The following is a 15,950-nucleotide window of genomic DNA, read 5'->3' as shown; positions in this document are numbered from 1 at the left end:
GACAGGCGGGGTTCTGACAGACGAAACTCTCGAGTGGGAGCTCTTTTGACACGTCCGGGGATAGGCCCCGGACGCTCCCATTTCAGTGGTGTCGGGCATAGTTCCAGCCGACTACCTACCCTGAAGAGACGAGTCTTTCCATACCACACGACCAGGAAGGCCCGGACGCAGCTTGTGCGGTCCGGGCCTCCCCTCATTTCTGTGGCGTATTTCTGTGGCTTATGCCTTGCGGGCTTTCATGTTCTCGATGATCTTGTCACCGAACTGGCTGGTCTTGACTTCGGTGGCGCCTTCCATGTTGCGGGCGAAGTCGTACGTGACGACGCGCTGCTGGATGGTGTCGTCCAGGCCCTTGAGGATCAGGTCGGCGGCCTCGGTCCAGCCCATGTAGCGCAGCATCATCTCGCCCGAGAGGATCACGGAGGAGGGGTTGATGACGTCCTTGCCGGCGTACTTGGGGGCGGTGCCGTGCGTGGCTTCGAAGATGGCGTGGCCGGTCACGTAGTTGATGTTCGCGCCGGGGGCGATGCCGATCCCGCCGACCTGCGCGGCGAGCGCGTCGCTGACGTAGTCGCCGTTCAGGTTCAGGGTGGCGATCACGTCGTAGTCGGTGGGGCGCAGCAGGATCTGCTGGAGGAAGTTGTCGGCGATGACGTCCTTGATGACGATGCCGTTCGGGAGCTGGCACCAGGGGCCGCCGTCGATCTCGACCGCGCCGAATTCACGTTTGGCGAGTTCGTAGCCCCAGTCGCGGAAGCCGCCCTCCGTGAACTTCATGATGTTGCCCTTGTGGACGATGGCGACGCTCTTGCGGCCGTTGTCGATGGCGAACTGGATGGCGGCGCGCACGAGACGCTCGGTGCCTTCGCGGCTGACGGGTTTGATGCCGAAGGAGCTGGTGTCGGGGAAGCGGATCTTGGTGACGCCCATCTCGCGGGTCAGGAAGCCGCGGACCTTGTCGGCCTCGGGCGTGCCGGCCTTGTACTCGATGCCGGCGTAGATGTCCTCGGTGTTCTCGCGGAAGATGACCATGTCCACGTCTTCGGGGCGCTTGACGGGGCTGGGCACGCCCTTGAAGTACTGGACGGGGCGCACGCAGGCGTACAGGTCGAGTTCCTGGCGCAGCGCGACGTTGATGGAACGGATGCCCGTGCCGACCGGGGTGGTCAGCGGGCCCTTGATGCCGAACAGGTACTCGCGGAAGGCGTCCAGGGTGCCCTGGGGCAGCCACTCGTTGGCGCCGTACACCTGCAGGCTCTTCTCGCCGGCGTAGACTTCCATCCACTCGATCTTCTTCTCGCCGCCGTAGGCGATCTCGACGGCCGCGTCGAGAACGCGGACGCTGGCCTTCCAGATGTCGGGGCCGGTGCCGTCACCCTCGACGAAGGGAATGATGGGGTGGTTCGGCACGCTGAGCTTGCCGTCTTGCATCGTGATCTTTTCGCCCTGTGCGGGCACCTTGATGTGGTTATCCATGACGGGAGTCACTGTACTCCAGTCACGTGAGCTTCGACTTGGTGTCCGTGTTACCCGAAGGGTTCAAGGCGCGGTCTGGACGCAGTCCAGAGTTTTGGCGCCGCACGACCCGCGTGGCGGGCGCAGGGTTCATGAAGGTTTGCCTTCGGGTTGCTGCGCGGCCCCTGAAGGCGCACTCACCGCAGCGGCGCGCGGCTGAACGATGCTGGGCACACCCAAGAGGGCCAACCCAAGGGAATTCAACTTGCAGGAGGTTCACAATGAGTGATGACAAGAGCACTGCCGGGAACATGCTGGACGCCGCCAAGGCCAAGGTGAACGAGGCCGCCGACCGCGCCCGCGAGGCCGGTCACAATGTCGCGCACGCCGTGACGGGCGACGCCCACCACAAGGCCGAAGCCCTTGAGGACCGCGCCAAGGCCGAGGTCCACAACGCGCAGGCCAACGCCGAGTACAGCGAAGGCAAGCGCGAAGCGACCGACGGCGACGGCCACTGATCCCGGACTGACCTCCCACCGGACCCCGCGTGGTCCGCACCAGCTTCCCCCTGCGGGAGGCTGGTTTTTTCATGCCTGCGGGCCGCGAAGTGCGTACACTGCCGGGCATGACTTCAACCCAGCGGCGTGTGTCACGCCGGGCACAGCACAAGTTGGGTGGCACGGGCGCCAGAGTGACGGCCCGTAACACCCTGATCGCCTACACCTTCATGCTTCCGTTCCTGATCCTGCTGGTCGTGTACCACACGTGGCCCGTCATCTTCGGGACGTACCTGGCGTTCACGAAGTACAACATCATCTCGCCGCCGCAGTGGGTGGGTCTGGCGAACTTCCGGGAACTCTTTGCCGACGGGCAGTTCTGGTCGGGGCTGCGCAACAGCCTGAAGTACATCCTGGTCGTGCCGGTCATTCAGATCATCGCGATTCTGGTGGCGCTGCTGGTGAACCGGCCCCTGAAAGGCATCGGGTTTTTCCGCACGGCGTACTACGTGCCGGTCGTGACGAGCTTCGCAGTGGTGGGCCTGATCTGGAACTGGATGTACCAGCAGGGCGGGCCGGTCACGGCGGTGCTGGGATTCCTGGGCCTGCCGCAGAACGGCAGTTTCCTGAACAACCCGGCCACGGCGCTGTACGCGGTGATGTTCGTGACGCTCTGGAAGGGCATCGGGTACTACATGGTGCTGTACCTCGCGGGATTGCAGGGCATCAGCCCGGAGCTGGAGGAAGCGGCCACCATCGACGGCGCGACCCGCACGCAGGTGTTCTGGAACATCACGCTGCCGGGGCTGCGGCCCACGATTCTGGTGTGCAGCCTGATGTCCACCATCAGCGCCATCAAGGTGTTCGAGGAGATCTACGTGATGACGCAGGGCGGCCCGGCCGGCAGTACGTACTCGGCGCTGTTCTACACGTACTCGCGGGCGTTCGTGGACTTCCAGTACGGGCTGGCGGCGGCGGCCGGGATCATCATCGCGGTGATCAGCATCCTGTTCGGCCTGATCAACTTCAAACTGACGCGCGGAGGAAAAGTCGATGCCTGACCTGACCTCCCCCCTGCCCGCCGCGACCGCCCCCATGAGCGCCGAGGAGCACGCCCGGCTGGCCGCGCAGCTCAGGTCGCGCCGCGTGGCCCGGCAGCGCGTGCAGAACGTCCTGGCGTACGCGGTGCTGATCGTGATCGCGCTGATCATGCTCTACCCGTTCTACTGGACGCTGATCACGTCGTTCGAACCGACCGGGAACATCTACGAGGCGAAGATCCTGCCCAGAGGCGTGTCCCTGCGCAACTACGCCGAGGTGTTCAGCGGGACGACCGTGCCCTTCTGGCGCCTGATCCTGAACTCGCTGGTCATCTGCGTGCTGGGCGTGACCATCACGACCACCCTGGCCACCCTGGCCGCGTACCCGCTCGCCAAGATGCGCTTTCCGGGCCGGGACCTGATCTTCTACGCGATCCTGATCCTGATGGTCCTGCCGAACGAGGCGGGCCTGATCGTCAACTACATCACGACCATCAAACTGGGCCTGCTGCAACAGACCAACCCGGTCATTGACGCGGTCCGTCAGTACCTCGCGGTGGTCCTGCCGGGCGCGGCCAGCATCATCGGGCTGTTCCTGCTGCGGCAGGCGTACCTGGGCGTCCCGCAGGAACTGATCGAGGCCGCCCGCATCGACGGGGCGCGCGAACTGACCATCTGGCGACGCATCATGCTGCCGCTGGCGCTCCCCACCATCGTGGCCTTCGCCATCCTGGAATTCGTGGCGTACTGGAACTCGTTCCTGTGGGCGCGGATCATGCTGCCCGACAAGAACATGCTGCCCCTCTCGGCGGGCCTGCTGGAACTCAGCAGCACCTTCAGCACGAACAGCCGCGCCGTCATGGCCGGAGCCGTGATCACGATCATCCCGATCCTGATCGTGTTCCTGACCGGCCAGCGGTACTTCATGAAAGGCCTGGAAGGTGCGGTGAAAGGCTGATGGACTCACGGCAGGCAGGGCGCGTGAACGGCGCCGCGACAGGCGGCACCCTCCCCTACCGGACGCTGGGCCGCGAATGGGACGTGATCGTGGCGGGGGGTGGGACGGCCGGGGCGGTCGCGGGGGTCGCGGCGGCCCGGTCGGGCGCGCGGGTGCTGGTCGTGGAGGCGCAGGGCAGCCTGGGCGGCACGGGCACGAACGCGTGGGTGACGCCGCTGATGCGGAACGTGTCGGGCGGGCAGAACCTGAACCTGGGCCTGACGGACGAGATCAAGGCGCGCCTGCGGGCGCGGGGGGACGGCGCGGTGGACGCGCACGGGAACGACAACTGGTTCAATCCGGAGGGCCTGAAGTTCGTGCTGGATGACCTGCTGGCCGACGCGGGGGCGGAGGTGCTGTTTCATACGCAGGTGGTGCAGCCCGTCATGGACGGCGACAGGATCGGGGCGCTGGTCGTGCACAACAAGGGGGGCCTGCAGGCGCTGCGGGCGCGGGTGTTCATCGACGCGACCGGCGACGCGGACGTGGCGGCGGCGGCGGGCGTGCCGTTCCAGGCGGGTGATGGGGACGGGGTGCATCAGGCCATGAGTCTGCGGTTCTCGCTGGCGGGCGTGGATACGGGGCGGCTGCGTGACTTCCTGAACGGGGCGGGGCAACCGCAGGACGCGCCGGAGTTCCTGCATTTCTGGATGGTCTGGGGGCGCCGCAGTTCGCTGGAGGGCCTGTTCCGGCAGGCGGTGGCGGACGGGGTGCTGCTGGAACGGGACGGGGATTACTTCCAGGCGTTCAGCGTGCCGGGGCGGCCCGGAGAGTTGAGTTTCAACTGCCCCCGCATCCGGGCGGACCTGAACGACGGCGCGGACCCCTGGCAGCTCAGCGAGGCGCAGCTGGACGGGAGGGCGGCCGTGACGCGCCTGACGGACTTCTGCCGCCGCTTCCTGCCGGGCTGCGAGAACGCGTTCGTGGGGGTGGTCGCGCCGATGGTGGGCGTACGTGAGACGCGGCGCATCGAGGGCGAGTACACGCTGGGCGTGACGGACATTCTGGACTGCGCGCGCTTCGAGGATTCCATCTGCCGGAATCACTACCCGGTGGACATCCACTCGGTGAAGGGGGGCGCGCGGCTGCTGCACGAGCGGGAGGGCAGCGCGCCGTACTTCGCGCCGGACGCGTACCACGAGATTCCGTTCCGGGCGCTGGTGCCGCGCGGCGTGGTGAACCTGCTCGTGCCGGGCCGCGCGGCGAGCAGTACCTTCGAGGCGCAGTCCGCGATTCGCGTGCAGCAGAACTGCCACACGATGGGCGAGGCGGCCGGGATCGCGGCGGCCTGGGCGGCGCGGGATCACGCGGGGCAGGTGCGGGCGGTGGACGTGCAGGCCCTGCGGGCCGAGATGCGCGCGCGGGGAGGGAACGTATGACGGGCAGCCCTGAAGTGAAGCCGGGAACGCTGCTGCTGGTGCGGCATGCGCGGGCGACCGGGCAGGAACCGCACGCCCCGCTGACCCCGGACGGTGAGGCGGCGGCGCAGGCCCTGGCCAGTTCGCTGGCCGGGCTGGGCGTCACGCGGGTCGTCAGCAGTCCGTGGGTGCGGGCGGCGGCGACGGCGCGTCCGCTGGCAGATCGGCTGGGGCTGCCCGTCACGACGGATGAGCGCCTGACCGAGCGGGTCCTGAGCGGCGCATCCCGCGCCGACTGGCGCGAGCGGCTGCGGGAGAGTTTTGCAGACGACACCCTGTGCCTGCCGGGCGGCGAGTCCGGCGCGGCGGCCCGCGCCCGCATTCAGGCGGCTCTGGCGGATGCGCGCGACCCGGCAGGCGTGACGGTCGTGGTCACGCACGGGAACCTGCTGGCCCTGGCGCTGGGTCTGGGCTTCGGGGACTGGGCGGCGCTGCGCAACCCGGACGTGTGGGCCACGTGCCCGGATGGTCCGGCGGTCCGGGTGGGCGCGTGACCCGCGCGTTCGACCCGGGCGACCCGCACGCGGCCCCGCTGGCCGGGGGGCGGCCGTACCGGGTGGTGCGCCGGGTCCTGGCGGGCGTGCCGTGCCTGCTGGAACTGCCGCCCGAGGGTCAGGCGGTCACGGCGGTGTGCGTGGTGTATCACGGGGCCTGGGCGGCCAAGGAGGGCAAGCTGGGCGTGTACGCGGCCCTGGCGGCGGGCCGTGCGGGAGGGAGCGGCGCGGCGGTGCTGCTGCCGGACGCGGCGCTGCACGGCGAGCGGCAGGGCGACACCCCACCGGGTCTGAATGCCCGCGAGTACGTGTGGGAGAGCGTGCGCCGCACGGTGGCCGAGGCTCCGGCCCTCCTGGAGGCGCTGCACGCAGAGTTCAGCGCGGAATTCGGGCCAGATTTCAGGAGCGCGCCGCTGTGGCTGGTGGGGTCCAGCATGGGCGGGTACGTGGTGCAGACGCTGCGGCGCACGCTGCCGGACGCGGGCTTCCCGGTGGCGCGGACGGCGGCGCTGATCACGTCCGGCGTGTGGCAGGAGCCGGAGGTCCGCGCGCCGCACCTGCAGGCCTTCCTGGACGCCCACCGGCCGGTGACGCACGTGGCAGAGTTGCCGGTCACGCCGCTGCTGCTGGCGAGCGGTGAGGCCGACCCGACCTTTCCCCTGGCGGCGCATCATGCGCCCACGGCCGCGGCGTACCGGGCGGCGTTCGCCGGGCGGCCCGACCTGTTCCAGGAGCAGACCTTCGCGGGGGTAGGCCACTACACGAGCCGGTTCATGCGGGACGCGACGCTGGCGTTCCTGACCGAAGGAACTGACCGGGATTCAGGATGAGAGGTTTCTGTAAGCGGGCTTCTGGAATCATGCCCAGGTATGAACCACCCGTACCGGCAGGGTGCGTCTGCAGCGGACCCGTTCCCGGAGCCGGGCCCGGCGGGGCCCGCGGCGGACCACCGCACCGAATCCCCGTCCCTCACGGCGCGTGAACTGGCGCTGTTCGACCTGCTGAGCGGCCAGCCCGGCCGGCTGTACTCCCGCTCCGAGATTCTGGAACGCATCTGGGGACTGGCCTTCGGCGGGGACGAACGGGTCGTGGACGCCTACGTGAACCGCGTGCGCCGCAAGGTGCCGGGCAGCCGCATCGAGACGGTGCGCGGCGCCGGGTACCGCTGCGCCCCGCCGGACACGCTGCCCGGCATGGCCCCCCCGCACCCGGACGCAGGCGCGGACGCCTGGGCGGCCCTGACCCGGCAGGTCGAGACCCTGCAACGCCAGGCCCTGCAGGCGCGCCAGGACAGCGAGGCCCTGCTGCACCTGACGCACGCGCTGGAGGACGCCCGCAGCGTGCCGGCCATCCTGGGCGCCAGCCTGCCCCTGCTGGCCGAACTGGCCCGCGCCGACGCCTGCGCCGCCTGGTACCCGTCGCCGGCCGCCCCCCCCGCCGCGTGCCTGCACCGGACCGGCCTGCCCGTTCCATGTCCGGCCGGCGGTCCGGCCGACGCGGCCCTGCGCGTCGAGGCGGCCGGGCAGGTGCTCACGCTGCGGCCCTTCACGCTGCTGCCGCGGGCGACAGACGTACCGGCCGGGACCGGCCGGGAAACCGAAACGCCGCGGGAGGCGAGCACCCTGCTGGTCGTGGCGGCCCGCTGCGTGGCCCTGGCCCTGGCGCAGAGCGTGCTGGTCAGTGCGCTGGAACGCTCGGCCCTGACGGACGAGTCCACCGGGCTGGGCAACCGGCAGGCGTTCCTGGGCGACTTGAGTACCGAGGTGGCCTACGCCGCCCGTCACGGCACGGCCTTCGCGGTGGCGCTGGTGGACCTGGGGAACATCCGGTACCTGAATGCCACGGCCGGGTACGCGGGCGGGAACGACCTGATCTCCAGGCTGGCCCGGACGCTGGGCGGCGCGACCCGCCGCGAGGACCGCGCCTACCGCCTGAACGGCGCGACCTTCGCGCTGCTGCTGCGCCTCCCGCCGGCCGGGCAGCCCGCGGCGCTGCGCGGCTGGCAGGAGCGCAGCGGTCTGGCCCTCGCGGAGCTGCGCCGCAGCGCGCCCGTCCCGCTGGACCTGTACACGTCGCTGGTCGTGTGCCCGGACGACGCCCAGGACAGCTCGGACCTGCTGCGGCTGGCGCTGGACCGCCTGAGCGCCGCCCCGCCCGCCCGTCCCCCCTTCCCCCCTGCGGCAACGCACCGGCCGGCCGATGGATAGGCCCAACGGCGTTCCCGCCCACCCGGCCGGGCCGACCGACCTGACCTGGCACGCCGCGCACTGCGAGACGCTCCTGGCGCATGCCACGCCCGACGCGGCCGCGCGGCTGCTGTCTGCCGCCGGGGATTACGTGAACGCCGCCCGCGCCGCCGAGCATGAGGAGGCCGAGATCGAGGCGCTGAGCCTGATGGCGCTGGCCGCGCAGCGCAGCGGGCAGCTCAGGCTGGCCGTGGAGTGCCAGCAGCGGGAACTGGACCTGCGGGCCCGGCGGGGCGACCGCGCCGGGCAGGCGCACTGCCTGAACAACATCGGGATGCTGCACGCCAACCTGGGCGCGCACGCCGACGCGCTGGCCGCCCTGCACGGGTGCCAGCAGCTGTGCGAGCAGTACCAGGAACTGCCGCTCGAACTGCGGGGCGCGTGCAACGTGAACATCGCGCACTCGTTCCTGCTGATGGGAGAACCGGCCCACGCGCTGACCTTCCTGAACCCGGGCCTGGAGGTCGCGCGCCGCTGCGGGGACCGGCAGACGGAACTCGCGGCGCTGGGCATCCTGGGGCTGGTCCACAAGGACCTGCGCGAGACGGCCCTGGCCGAGGAGACCCTGCGCGGCGCCATCGAGCTGGCGCGGGCGCACGGCGAGACGCAGCACCTGATCGACCTGTTCGACAACCTCGGGCAGGTGTACCTGGAGTTGGGGCAGCCGGAGCAGGCGACCGGCATGTTCAGTCAATCGCTGTACTGGGCGGTCGATACCGGGGACGTTCAGGGCCGGGTGAACGCCCTGCTCAGCCTGGGCCGCGCCGCGTTCAGCCGCGCCGACACGGACGGCGCGCTCGCCCAGCTGAGTGCCGCCCTCGCGGAGGCGCGGGGCCATCACCTGAACGCCTCGGTCCGGACGATCCTGACCGCGCTGGTCGAGGGACTGGAGGCGGCCGGGCAGCCCGCGCGGGCCTACCCGTTCCTGCGGGACCTGCGGGAACTGGAACGGCAGGTGTTCAGCGAGGACAGCGAGCGGCAGGTGCAGTCACTGCGCAGTCAGTTCGAGGCGGAACGCGCCCGGCGCGAGGCCGACACCTACCGGCAGCTGACCGAGGCCGCCCAGCAGGCGCGGCTGCAGGCCGAGGAGACCGTGCGGGTCCGCACCGCCGAGCTGGAGGCCGTGCAGATCGAGATCGTCACCCGCCTGGGCATGGCAGCCGAGTACCGCGACGACCGCACCGGGCAGCACACCCGCCGGGTCGGGGAGCTCAGCGCGCAACTCGCGCAGATGCTGGGTCTGCCGCCCGAGGAGGTGGACCTGATCCGCTGGGCGGCGCGCCTGCACGACATCGGGAAGATCGGCGTCGGGGACGACATCCTGCTCAAGACCAGTCCGTACACGCCGGATGAGTTCGAGCGCATGAAGCTGCACACGGTGATCGGCGCGAAGGTCCTGGAGGGCAGCACCTCCCGGCTGCTGCGCATGGCCGAGGAGATCGCCCGCACCCACCACGAACGCTGGGACGGGCGCGGCTACCCGCGCGGCCTGCGTGGCAGCGGCATTCCCATCTCGGGCCGGATCGTGGCGGTCGCGGACGTGTTCGACGCCCTGACCTCCGAACGGCCGTACAAGGAAGCCTGGACCGTCCCGGAGGCGCTCGAGGAGATGCAGCGCGGCAGCGGCACGCAGTTCGACCCGGACATCGTCGAGCGGCTGGTGCGGATGGTGACCAGCAACCAGCCGACCCTGCAACCGCTGCTCGCGCCGCGCATGCATCCGGACCTGCACCCGGCCCCACCCAGCCCCCAGCTGGACGTGGCGGCGCGCGACGAGGCGCAGGCACTGACTGAACAGGCCTGGAACCTGCGGCAGAGCGACCCGAAACGGGGAGCGTTGATCGCGCCGCGCGCCCTGGAACTCGCGCGCCGCAGCGGCGACGACCTGACGCTGGGCCGGGCGCAGCGCACCAGCGGCTTCTACTGCTTCATGGCGGGCGCGTACGAGGACGCACTCTCGCACCTCTCGCAGGGCATGGACACCGGCATCCTGTGTGACGACCGGGCGCTGCAGGCGGACTGCGCGAACTTCATGGCGGCCGTGTACTCGAACCTGCAGGAGTACGACCGGGCGGCCGATCATCTCGCCGTGGTGCTGCGCATCGCCCGCGAGGCACGCGACCACCTGCGCGAGGCACACGCCCTGCACAACCTCTCGAACCTCTACTACCACGCCCGCGACCTTCACAAGGCCATGGAACTCGTGCAGGAGGGCCTGAAACTGTACCGGTCCCTGGATCACGTGAGCGGGCTGGCCTTCGCGACCAGCATGCAGGCGACCGTCGCCTTCGACCTGGGCGACCCTGAACTGGCCGCCGAGTGCGCGCAGGCCGCGCTGCTGTACGCCGAGCAGGCCGGGAACGTGGCGGTCATGAACAACGCCCGCACGACATTCGGGCGGGCCACCGCGCAGCTCGGAGACATGCCGCGCGGCATCCGCCTGGTCCGGCAGGCGATCGAGGAAGCCCAGCAGCACGACCTGACCCTGCAGGAGGCCGGACATCACTTCGAGCTGGGCCGCCTGCTGCACCGTGACGGGCAGTTCACGGAGGCGCGCGCCTGTTACGGCCGGGCGCTGGAACTGGCCGGGCCGATCAGCGCGCGGGACATCATCATGCAGACGTTCCTTCAGCTGTCCGAACTGAGCGCCGCCGAGGGCGACCCGCAGACGGCGCTGGACCTGTACCGCCGGCATCATGACGTGGAACGGGAGATTCACGACCTGGCGTCCGCGCTCAAGACCCGGGCACTGATGACCCAGCTGGAGGTGGAACGCGTGAAGTCCGAGGCGCAGATCTACCGCCTGCGAACCATCGAGCTGGCCACCGCCAACGAGGCGCTGGAACGCGTGAACACCGAGAAGAGCGGGCTGGTGAACATGCTCGAAGAGCAGTCGCGTCTGCTGGAACGGCAGCTGTCCGAGGACGGCCTGACCGGGCTGTTCAACCGGCGGCACGTGGAGGGCGTGTTGCAGCACGAGTTCCTGCACGGACGCCTGACGCACGCGCCGCTGTGCGTGGCGATGGCCGACATCGACCATTTCAAGCAGGTGAACGACCAGTTCTCGCACCTGGTGGGTGATCAGGTGCTGCGGACGGTCGCGGCGCTGTTCCAGAGCGCGGTTCGGCCGTCGGACAGCGTGGGCCGGTACGGGGGCGAGGAGTTCCTGTTCGTGTTCCCGAACACCACGACCGAGCACGGGCAGCGGATCTGCGAGCGGGTCCGGGAACTGGTGAACTCCTACGACTGGTCCCAGATTCACCCGGCGCTGAGCGTGACCCTCTCGATGGGCGTCGCCACCAACCCGCGGGTGCCGAACCATGAGCGGCTGGTGTCCCTGGCCGACGAGCAGCTGTACCGCGCGAAACGTTCCGGCAGGAACCGGGTGTGCGTGCTGCCCGAGGGTGCCGGCGACTGAAACGGACCCGGGTTGAATGGCTGACAAAGCGGTTCAATCCGAGCGGATGCGACTCGGAGAGCCGCTCCGCAGAGGAGGAGCTGGGCGCCCCTCCGGACGTGGAGTTGACAGATCGGCGGCGCTCCGATCTGTGAACGAAACAAACGGCAGTCCGTATGACACGGACCCGGGTTGAATGGTGGGCCGCGCGGCACGCCGGTTGAAGGCTGCGCGGCCACCGGTCCATCCGGGCGGGTGCGCCCGGCAGCGCCGCTCCGCCCCCTGCTGCCGGGCTCCCGGCGCCAGTAATATTTAACGTCCCGTTCCCGCCGGCCGGTCATGCCCGGTCAGGATTGCCCCCGGCAGGGGGCCTGAACGGGGTCAGCGGGCGGTTGCGGGGGCGTCACAATGAACGCCCAGACTGGGTGGACAGTCCGGTCCCACCTGCCGTTCAGCAGGCGCCATGAGGGGGCCGGAGGAGGCCCCATGAAGACTGCCCCCACCCTCCTGTCCCGACTGGCCCTGCTGGCGGCCGCGCTGTCGCTGGCCTCCTGCGGACGCCTGCCGCAGCCCGCGGCGACCCTGCCGGCGCCCGCGGCGCTGCGCAGCGGCGGTCAACTCGTCACGGTGCGCGTCCCGCCGGAAATGACGGCGGAGACGCTGCTGGGCGCACTGCCCGGCGCGCAGCTCGTGACCTTCCACCCGGAGCGGGGCAGCGCTGTCCTGTCGGTCCCGGCCACCCTGCGGACCGCCAGCCTGGACACCCAGTCCCTGCGCGCCCTGGGTGTCACGCTGGGCAGCGTCGAACCCGACGCGGAGCTGGATGTCCTTCAGGTCTCGCAGGCCGAGGGGCTGGCCAGCGGGCTCAGTAACGTCAACTGGGCCAGTGGCGGCACCAACTGGGCGGGCGGCGCGACCAACTGGGCGGGCGGGGAGTCCTTCCTGGGTTCCAGGGACTGGGGGAACGTTCAGACCTACTGGAACGCCCTGAACCTCCCGGCGGCGCAGCAGCTCATTCCGGAACTCGGGAGCGGCGTGAAGGTCGCGGTCCTGGATACCGGCCTGGATTCCACGCACCCGCTGATCCGCGATCACGTGGACAGCGTGAACGCCTGGGATTACGTGGACCGGGACGCCGCTCCGCACGAGATGCTGCCGCTGCAGGGGCTGGGCCGCTACGGGCACGGCACGGCCGTCGGCGGCATCGTGCTGCAGATCGCCCCGAACGCGCAGCTGCTGCCGCTGCGCGTCCTGAATCCGCAGGGGCGCGGCATGACGTCCCGGATCATCCAGGCGATCGACCGGGCCGTGGCGGCGGGCGCGCAGGTCATCAACCTGTCGCTGGGGTCCGATACCGACTCGGAGGCGCTGAACGTGGCCGTGGCGGCTGCCACGGCGCGGGGTGTGGTGGTGGTGAACTCCTCCGGGAACGCCGGCAAGGAGGGCATGGTGTACCCGGCGCAGACCCTGACCACCGGCCGCTTCACGGCCAGCAGCGGCCTGGTCGCGGTGGGAAGCGCGACCCTGGCGGGGAAGAAGTCGAGCTTCTCGAACTACGCGACGGGCATGACGCTCGTGGCGCCCGGCGAGGGCGTGATCACCAGTTACCCGGACAGCCGCCTGGCGTACGCGTCGGGCACGTCGTTCTCCGCGCCGGCCGTGTCGGGGGCGGTGGCGCTGGCCCTGTCGACCCGCGCGGCCACCCTGAATCCGTCCAGTCTGGCGCTGAACCTGCGGTCGTCGGCCGCGCCGGTCCCGGACCCGCTGTTCCAGGGCAAGCTGGGCGGCGGCATGCTGAATGTCGCGTCCTTCGTCAGCAGGTACCGCTGAGATGGGCGTTCCACGCGGACCTGCGCTGCGCCCGCCGGCGTCCCGGGGCGTGAGGCCTGCCGGGGCGGTGCAGGCAGGCAGCCGCGGCATCTGGAAGGACACCCGCCCGAAACCCCTGCAGACCTGATACGGACTCGGAGAGCTGCGGAGCAGAGCGAGCAGGAGCTGGGCGGGTTCCGGACGTGGCGTTGACCGATCGGTGGTGGTCCGATCTGTGAACGAAACGGGCGGTTGCGACTCGGAGAGCTGCCCCGCGCAGGAGAAGCGAAACGGACGGACGGGCGTGGGCACGGGCAGGGATTCCGGGCGGACAGGTGCGGGGGGCCGCCTGCCCGGAATGCTCTACCCTGCCGGGCATGACGACCACCCGCGTGCTGCTGATCCCGCCGGACACCCGCCCTCCCACGCTGGACCTGCCGGTCGGGCTGGGCCGCATGACGGGTGCGGCCGTGGACGTCCCACCCGCGCGGGCACTTCCGGCGTTCTTCACGCCGGGCGATACCGGCGCGCTGCGAACGTGGCTGCTGGAACGGGCGGCCGGGGCGGACGCACTGATCGTGTGCCTGGAGACGTTGTGCCTGGGCGGCATGATTCCGGCGCGGCGCGTGACGGACGGCCTGGACGTGGCGCTGGCGCGGCTGGCGGTGTTGCGGGAGGTGCGGGCGGTGAATCCGGCGCTGCGGATCTACGCGTTCGGGGTGATCGTGCGGGTCGCGCATGACAACGATCCGCACGAGGAGAAGGCGTACTACGGGCAGTGGGGGCGGGAGCTGCGGGCGTTCAGTGACGCGTTCGACCGGCATGCCCGGCACGGCGAGGCGCACCGGGAGGCGCTGGAGGCGGCGCGGGCGGCCGTGCCAGCGGAGGTGCTGGCCGACTGGGTGGGCACGCGCGAGCGGAACCGGGCGCTGCACCTGGCGGCGCTGGACCTGCTGGCCGACGGGACGCTGGCGCACCTGTGCCTGACGCTGGACGACACCACGCCGTACGGGCTGGCGGCCCTCGACCGGCGGATGCTGGAGGCGCGCGCGGACGAACTGGGCGTGTGGGAACGGCTGGACGTGTACCCGGGCGCGGACGAGGTGCCGTGCGCGCTGCTGGCCCGCGCGCTGCGCCCGGAGACGGTGCCGGTGTGGGTGCGCTACAGCGGCGTGGGCGGGGCGGGCGCGGAGCTGCTGTACGAGGACCGCCCGGCGGGGGAACTGGTGCGCGCGCACCTGCGGGCGGCCGGGTGCGTGCTGGCGGACAGTCCGGCGGAGGCGGCGTTCGTGCTGGCGGTGAACACGCCGGGGGTGCGGCAGGCGCACCGGCAGCCGGATTTCGGGACGGTGGACACCCCGCACCGGCACCTGCCGGCCTTCGTGGACGCCGTGCGGGCTGACCTGCGGGCCGGTCGGGCGGTGAGTGTGGCGGACATCGCGTACCCGAACGGGGCCGAGGCGCGGCTGTGGACGCTGCTGCAGGGGTTGCCGCTGGCGGATCTGGCGGGGTTCAGCGCGTGGAACACGGCCGGGAACACGCTGGGCTCGGCGGTGGCGTCCGGGAAGCTGGCGGCGCTCGTCACGGACCGGGCCGGGCACGCCGGGACGCTGTTTGCGCGGATGGTGGACGACGTGCTGTACCAGGGGGAGGTGCGGGCGGTGCTGCGCGCCGAGCTGCGCAACCCCAGTCCCTTCGATCTGGGTGAGCAGCTGGCGGAGGCGGACCGGCGGCTCCCGGAACTGATGACCCCGCGGGCGCTGGCCCTGTGGGAGCGGCACTTCGCGGGGCGCGGCTGGCAGCTGGAGCTGGGCGCGGCGCGGCTGGCGTGGCCGCGCCTGTTCACGGGTGTCTTTCCGCTGCGCGTGCGTTCCGCGGATACGGACGGGGAGGGGGAGCCGGCCGGGGATCGTCCGAATGGCTGACGCGCGGCAGAAGAACACCTGACAGGCTGGAAGGCATGAGCACCCACCTGCCCTCCCCTGCTGCACCGGCGCGCGGACGGTTCAGCGTGGTTCCCGCGACCCTGGCCGTGCTGCTGGCCGCCGTGACGCTGGGCGGGTGGGGGCAGGCGTTCTTCGGGGAGGACGGGGGTCTGCGCATCGCCAACCGGTCGGGCGGGGTCGTGTGGCGGCTCCAGGTGTGCCTGCCGGGCGGCAAGTGCCTGGAACGGGCGTCGCTGTGGCCGCACGAGTCGTGGCGGGTGCCGCTGCCGGACGGCGTCACGCGGGCCGAGGTGAGCGTGCGCGGACAGGCACGCGGTCAGTCTCGGCCTGTGACGCTGGATTCGGAGCACCCGGCGCAGCTGATCGTCACGCGGGACGGTCAGATCGTCCAGCAGTGAGCTGGACACCTGATACGGACTGCCGTTTGTTTCGTTAACAGATCGGAACCCGGTTTTCTCCCACTCGCTTCGCTCGGATTGAACGGCTTTGTAAGCCATTCAATCGGAGTCCGTATGATACGGATTCCGTTTGTTTCGTTAACCAAGAGTTTCCACGGGCGAGAGAACAGCGACTAGCACGAAGGCCCAGGAGGCAGGGGCTTGAAATTCCCCGGTCTCATGGGCCTTGATGCGAAGTGACTATGCCTCGCAC

12 protein-coding genes are annotated in these 15,950 nt (G+C 70.6%); 11 read left to right on the top strand and 1 reads right to left on the bottom strand.

Translation table 11 applies throughout. From position 1 onward, the window contains the following. Positions 1 to 219 precede the first annotated feature (219 nt). A complete protein-coding gene (gene icd, locus ABDZ66_RS00430) occupies positions 220 to 1,476 on the bottom strand; it encodes an NADP-dependent isocitrate dehydrogenase (RefSeq protein ID WP_343754874.1) in 1,257 nt (418 codons plus the stop codon). Positions 1,477 to 1,736: 260 nt separating this feature from the next. Between icd and ABDZ66_RS00425 the strand changes: the two genes are divergently transcribed. The 11 genes from ABDZ66_RS00425 (at position 1,737) to ABDZ66_RS00375 (ending at position 15,697) form a co-directional block, all read left to right on the top strand. Next, positions 1,737 to 1,973: a hypothetical protein gene (locus ABDZ66_RS00425; protein ID WP_343754872.1), complete on the top strand. Its 237-nt coding sequence runs from the start codon at positions 1,737 to 1,739 to the stop codon at positions 1,971 to 1,973. A gap of 107 nt (positions 1,974 to 2,080) precedes the next feature. Continuing rightward, entirely contained in the window at positions 2,081 to 3,013 is a 933-nt protein-coding gene (locus ABDZ66_RS00420) for a carbohydrate ABC transporter permease (RefSeq protein WP_343754870.1), read from the top strand. Continuing rightward, the gene (locus ABDZ66_RS00415) at positions 3,006 to 3,950 is read left to right on the top strand and encodes a carbohydrate ABC transporter permease (protein WP_343754868.1); all 945 of its coding nucleotides are present in this window, start codon (positions 3,006 to 3,008) and stop codon (positions 3,948 to 3,950) included. The genes ABDZ66_RS00420 and ABDZ66_RS00415 overlap by 8 nt, the downstream gene beginning before the upstream one ends. Beyond that, positions 3,950 to 5,368 carry an FAD-dependent oxidoreductase gene (locus tag ABDZ66_RS00410; RefSeq protein ID WP_343754866.1) on the top strand — a complete coding sequence of 473 codons (1,419 nt, stop codon included), beginning with the start codon at positions 3,950 to 3,952 and terminating at the stop codon, positions 5,366 to 5,368. The genes ABDZ66_RS00415 and ABDZ66_RS00410 overlap by 1 nt, the downstream gene beginning before the upstream one ends. Next, positions 5,365 to 5,901 carry a histidine phosphatase family protein gene (locus ABDZ66_RS00405; protein WP_343754864.1) on the top strand — a complete coding sequence of 179 codons (537 nt, stop codon included), beginning with the start codon at positions 5,365 to 5,367 and terminating at the stop codon, positions 5,899 to 5,901. Before ABDZ66_RS00410 ends, ABDZ66_RS00405 begins: the two co-directional genes overlap by 4 nt. Beyond that, a complete protein-coding gene (locus tag ABDZ66_RS00400; RefSeq protein ID WP_343754862.1) occupies positions 5,898 to 6,731 on the top strand; it encodes an alpha/beta hydrolase family protein in 834 nt (277 codons plus the stop codon). The genes ABDZ66_RS00405 and ABDZ66_RS00400 overlap by 4 nt, the downstream gene beginning before the upstream one ends. A 39-nt stretch (positions 6,732 to 6,770) precedes the next feature. Further along, on the top strand, positions 6,771 to 8,108 hold the full coding sequence (locus ABDZ66_RS00395) for a winged helix-turn-helix domain-containing protein (RefSeq protein ID WP_343754861.1): 1,338 nt from the start codon (positions 6,771 to 6,773) through the stop codon (positions 8,106 to 8,108). Further along, the gene (locus tag ABDZ66_RS00390) at positions 8,101 to 11,565 is read left to right on the top strand and encodes a diguanylate cyclase (RefSeq protein WP_343754860.1); all 3,465 of its coding nucleotides are present in this window, start codon (positions 8,101 to 8,103) and stop codon (positions 11,563 to 11,565) included. The genes ABDZ66_RS00395 and ABDZ66_RS00390 overlap by 8 nt, the downstream gene beginning before the upstream one ends. A gap of 465 nt (positions 11,566 to 12,030) precedes the next feature. After that, positions 12,031 to 13,374: a S8 family peptidase gene (locus ABDZ66_RS00385; RefSeq protein WP_343754858.1), complete on the top strand. Its 1,344-nt coding sequence runs from the start codon at positions 12,031 to 12,033 to the stop codon at positions 13,372 to 13,374. A 356-nt stretch (positions 13,375 to 13,730) separates the two neighbouring features. After that, entirely contained in the window at positions 13,731 to 15,278 is a 1,548-nt protein-coding gene (locus tag ABDZ66_RS00380) for a DUF4127 family protein (protein WP_343754857.1), read from the top strand. Positions 15,279 to 15,313: 35 nt separating this feature from the next. Then, positions 15,314 to 15,697 carry a hypothetical protein gene (locus ABDZ66_RS00375; RefSeq protein WP_343754856.1) on the top strand — a complete coding sequence of 128 codons (384 nt, stop codon included), beginning with the start codon at positions 15,314 to 15,316 and terminating at the stop codon, positions 15,695 to 15,697. Positions 15,698 to 15,950 lie beyond the last annotated feature (253 nt).

Origin of the sequence: Deinococcus depolymerans (assembly GCF_039522025.1) — a bacterium.
In the GTDB taxonomy this organism is placed as follows: Bacteria; Deinococcota; Deinococci; order Deinococcales; family Deinococcaceae; genus Deinococcus; species Deinococcus depolymerans.
Note: the sequence above shows the minus strand (reverse complement) of the source record. Positions and strands in the feature narration are given on the sequence as shown.

What these genes read in the sequence shown, in the direction of transcription:
- icd (WP_343754874.1), bottom strand. Translation starts at nt 1,476, where the DNA reads ATGGATAACCACATCAAGGTGCCCGCACAGGGCGAAAAGATCACGATG.
- ABDZ66_RS00425 (WP_343754872.1), top strand. Translation starts at nt 1,737, where the DNA reads ATGAGTGATGACAAGAGCACTGCCGGGAACATGCTGGACGCCGCCAAG.
- ABDZ66_RS00420 (WP_343754870.1), top strand. Translation starts at nt 2,081, where the DNA reads ATGACTTCAACCCAGCGGCGTGTGTCACGCCGGGCACAGCACAAGTTG.
- ABDZ66_RS00415 (WP_343754868.1), top strand. Translation starts at nt 3,006, where the DNA reads ATGCCTGACCTGACCTCCCCCCTGCCCGCCGCGACCGCCCCCATGAGC.
- ABDZ66_RS00410 (WP_343754866.1), top strand. Translation starts at nt 3,950, where the DNA reads ATGGACTCACGGCAGGCAGGGCGCGTGAACGGCGCCGCGACAGGCGGC.
- ABDZ66_RS00405 (WP_343754864.1), top strand. Translation starts at nt 5,365, where the DNA reads ATGACGGGCAGCCCTGAAGTGAAGCCGGGAACGCTGCTGCTGGTGCGG.
- ABDZ66_RS00395 (WP_343754861.1), top strand. Translation starts at nt 6,771, where the DNA reads ATGAACCACCCGTACCGGCAGGGTGCGTCTGCAGCGGACCCGTTCCCG.
- ABDZ66_RS00390 (WP_343754860.1), top strand. Translation starts at nt 8,101, where the DNA reads ATGGATAGGCCCAACGGCGTTCCCGCCCACCCGGCCGGGCCGACCGAC.
- ABDZ66_RS00385 (WP_343754858.1), top strand. Translation starts at nt 12,031, where the DNA reads ATGAAGACTGCCCCCACCCTCCTGTCCCGACTGGCCCTGCTGGCGGCC.
- ABDZ66_RS00380 (WP_343754857.1), top strand. Translation starts at nt 13,731, where the DNA reads ATGACGACCACCCGCGTGCTGCTGATCCCGCCGGACACCCGCCCTCCC.
- ABDZ66_RS00375 (WP_343754856.1), top strand. Translation starts at nt 15,314, where the DNA reads ATGAGCACCCACCTGCCCTCCCCTGCTGCACCGGCGCGCGGACGGTTC.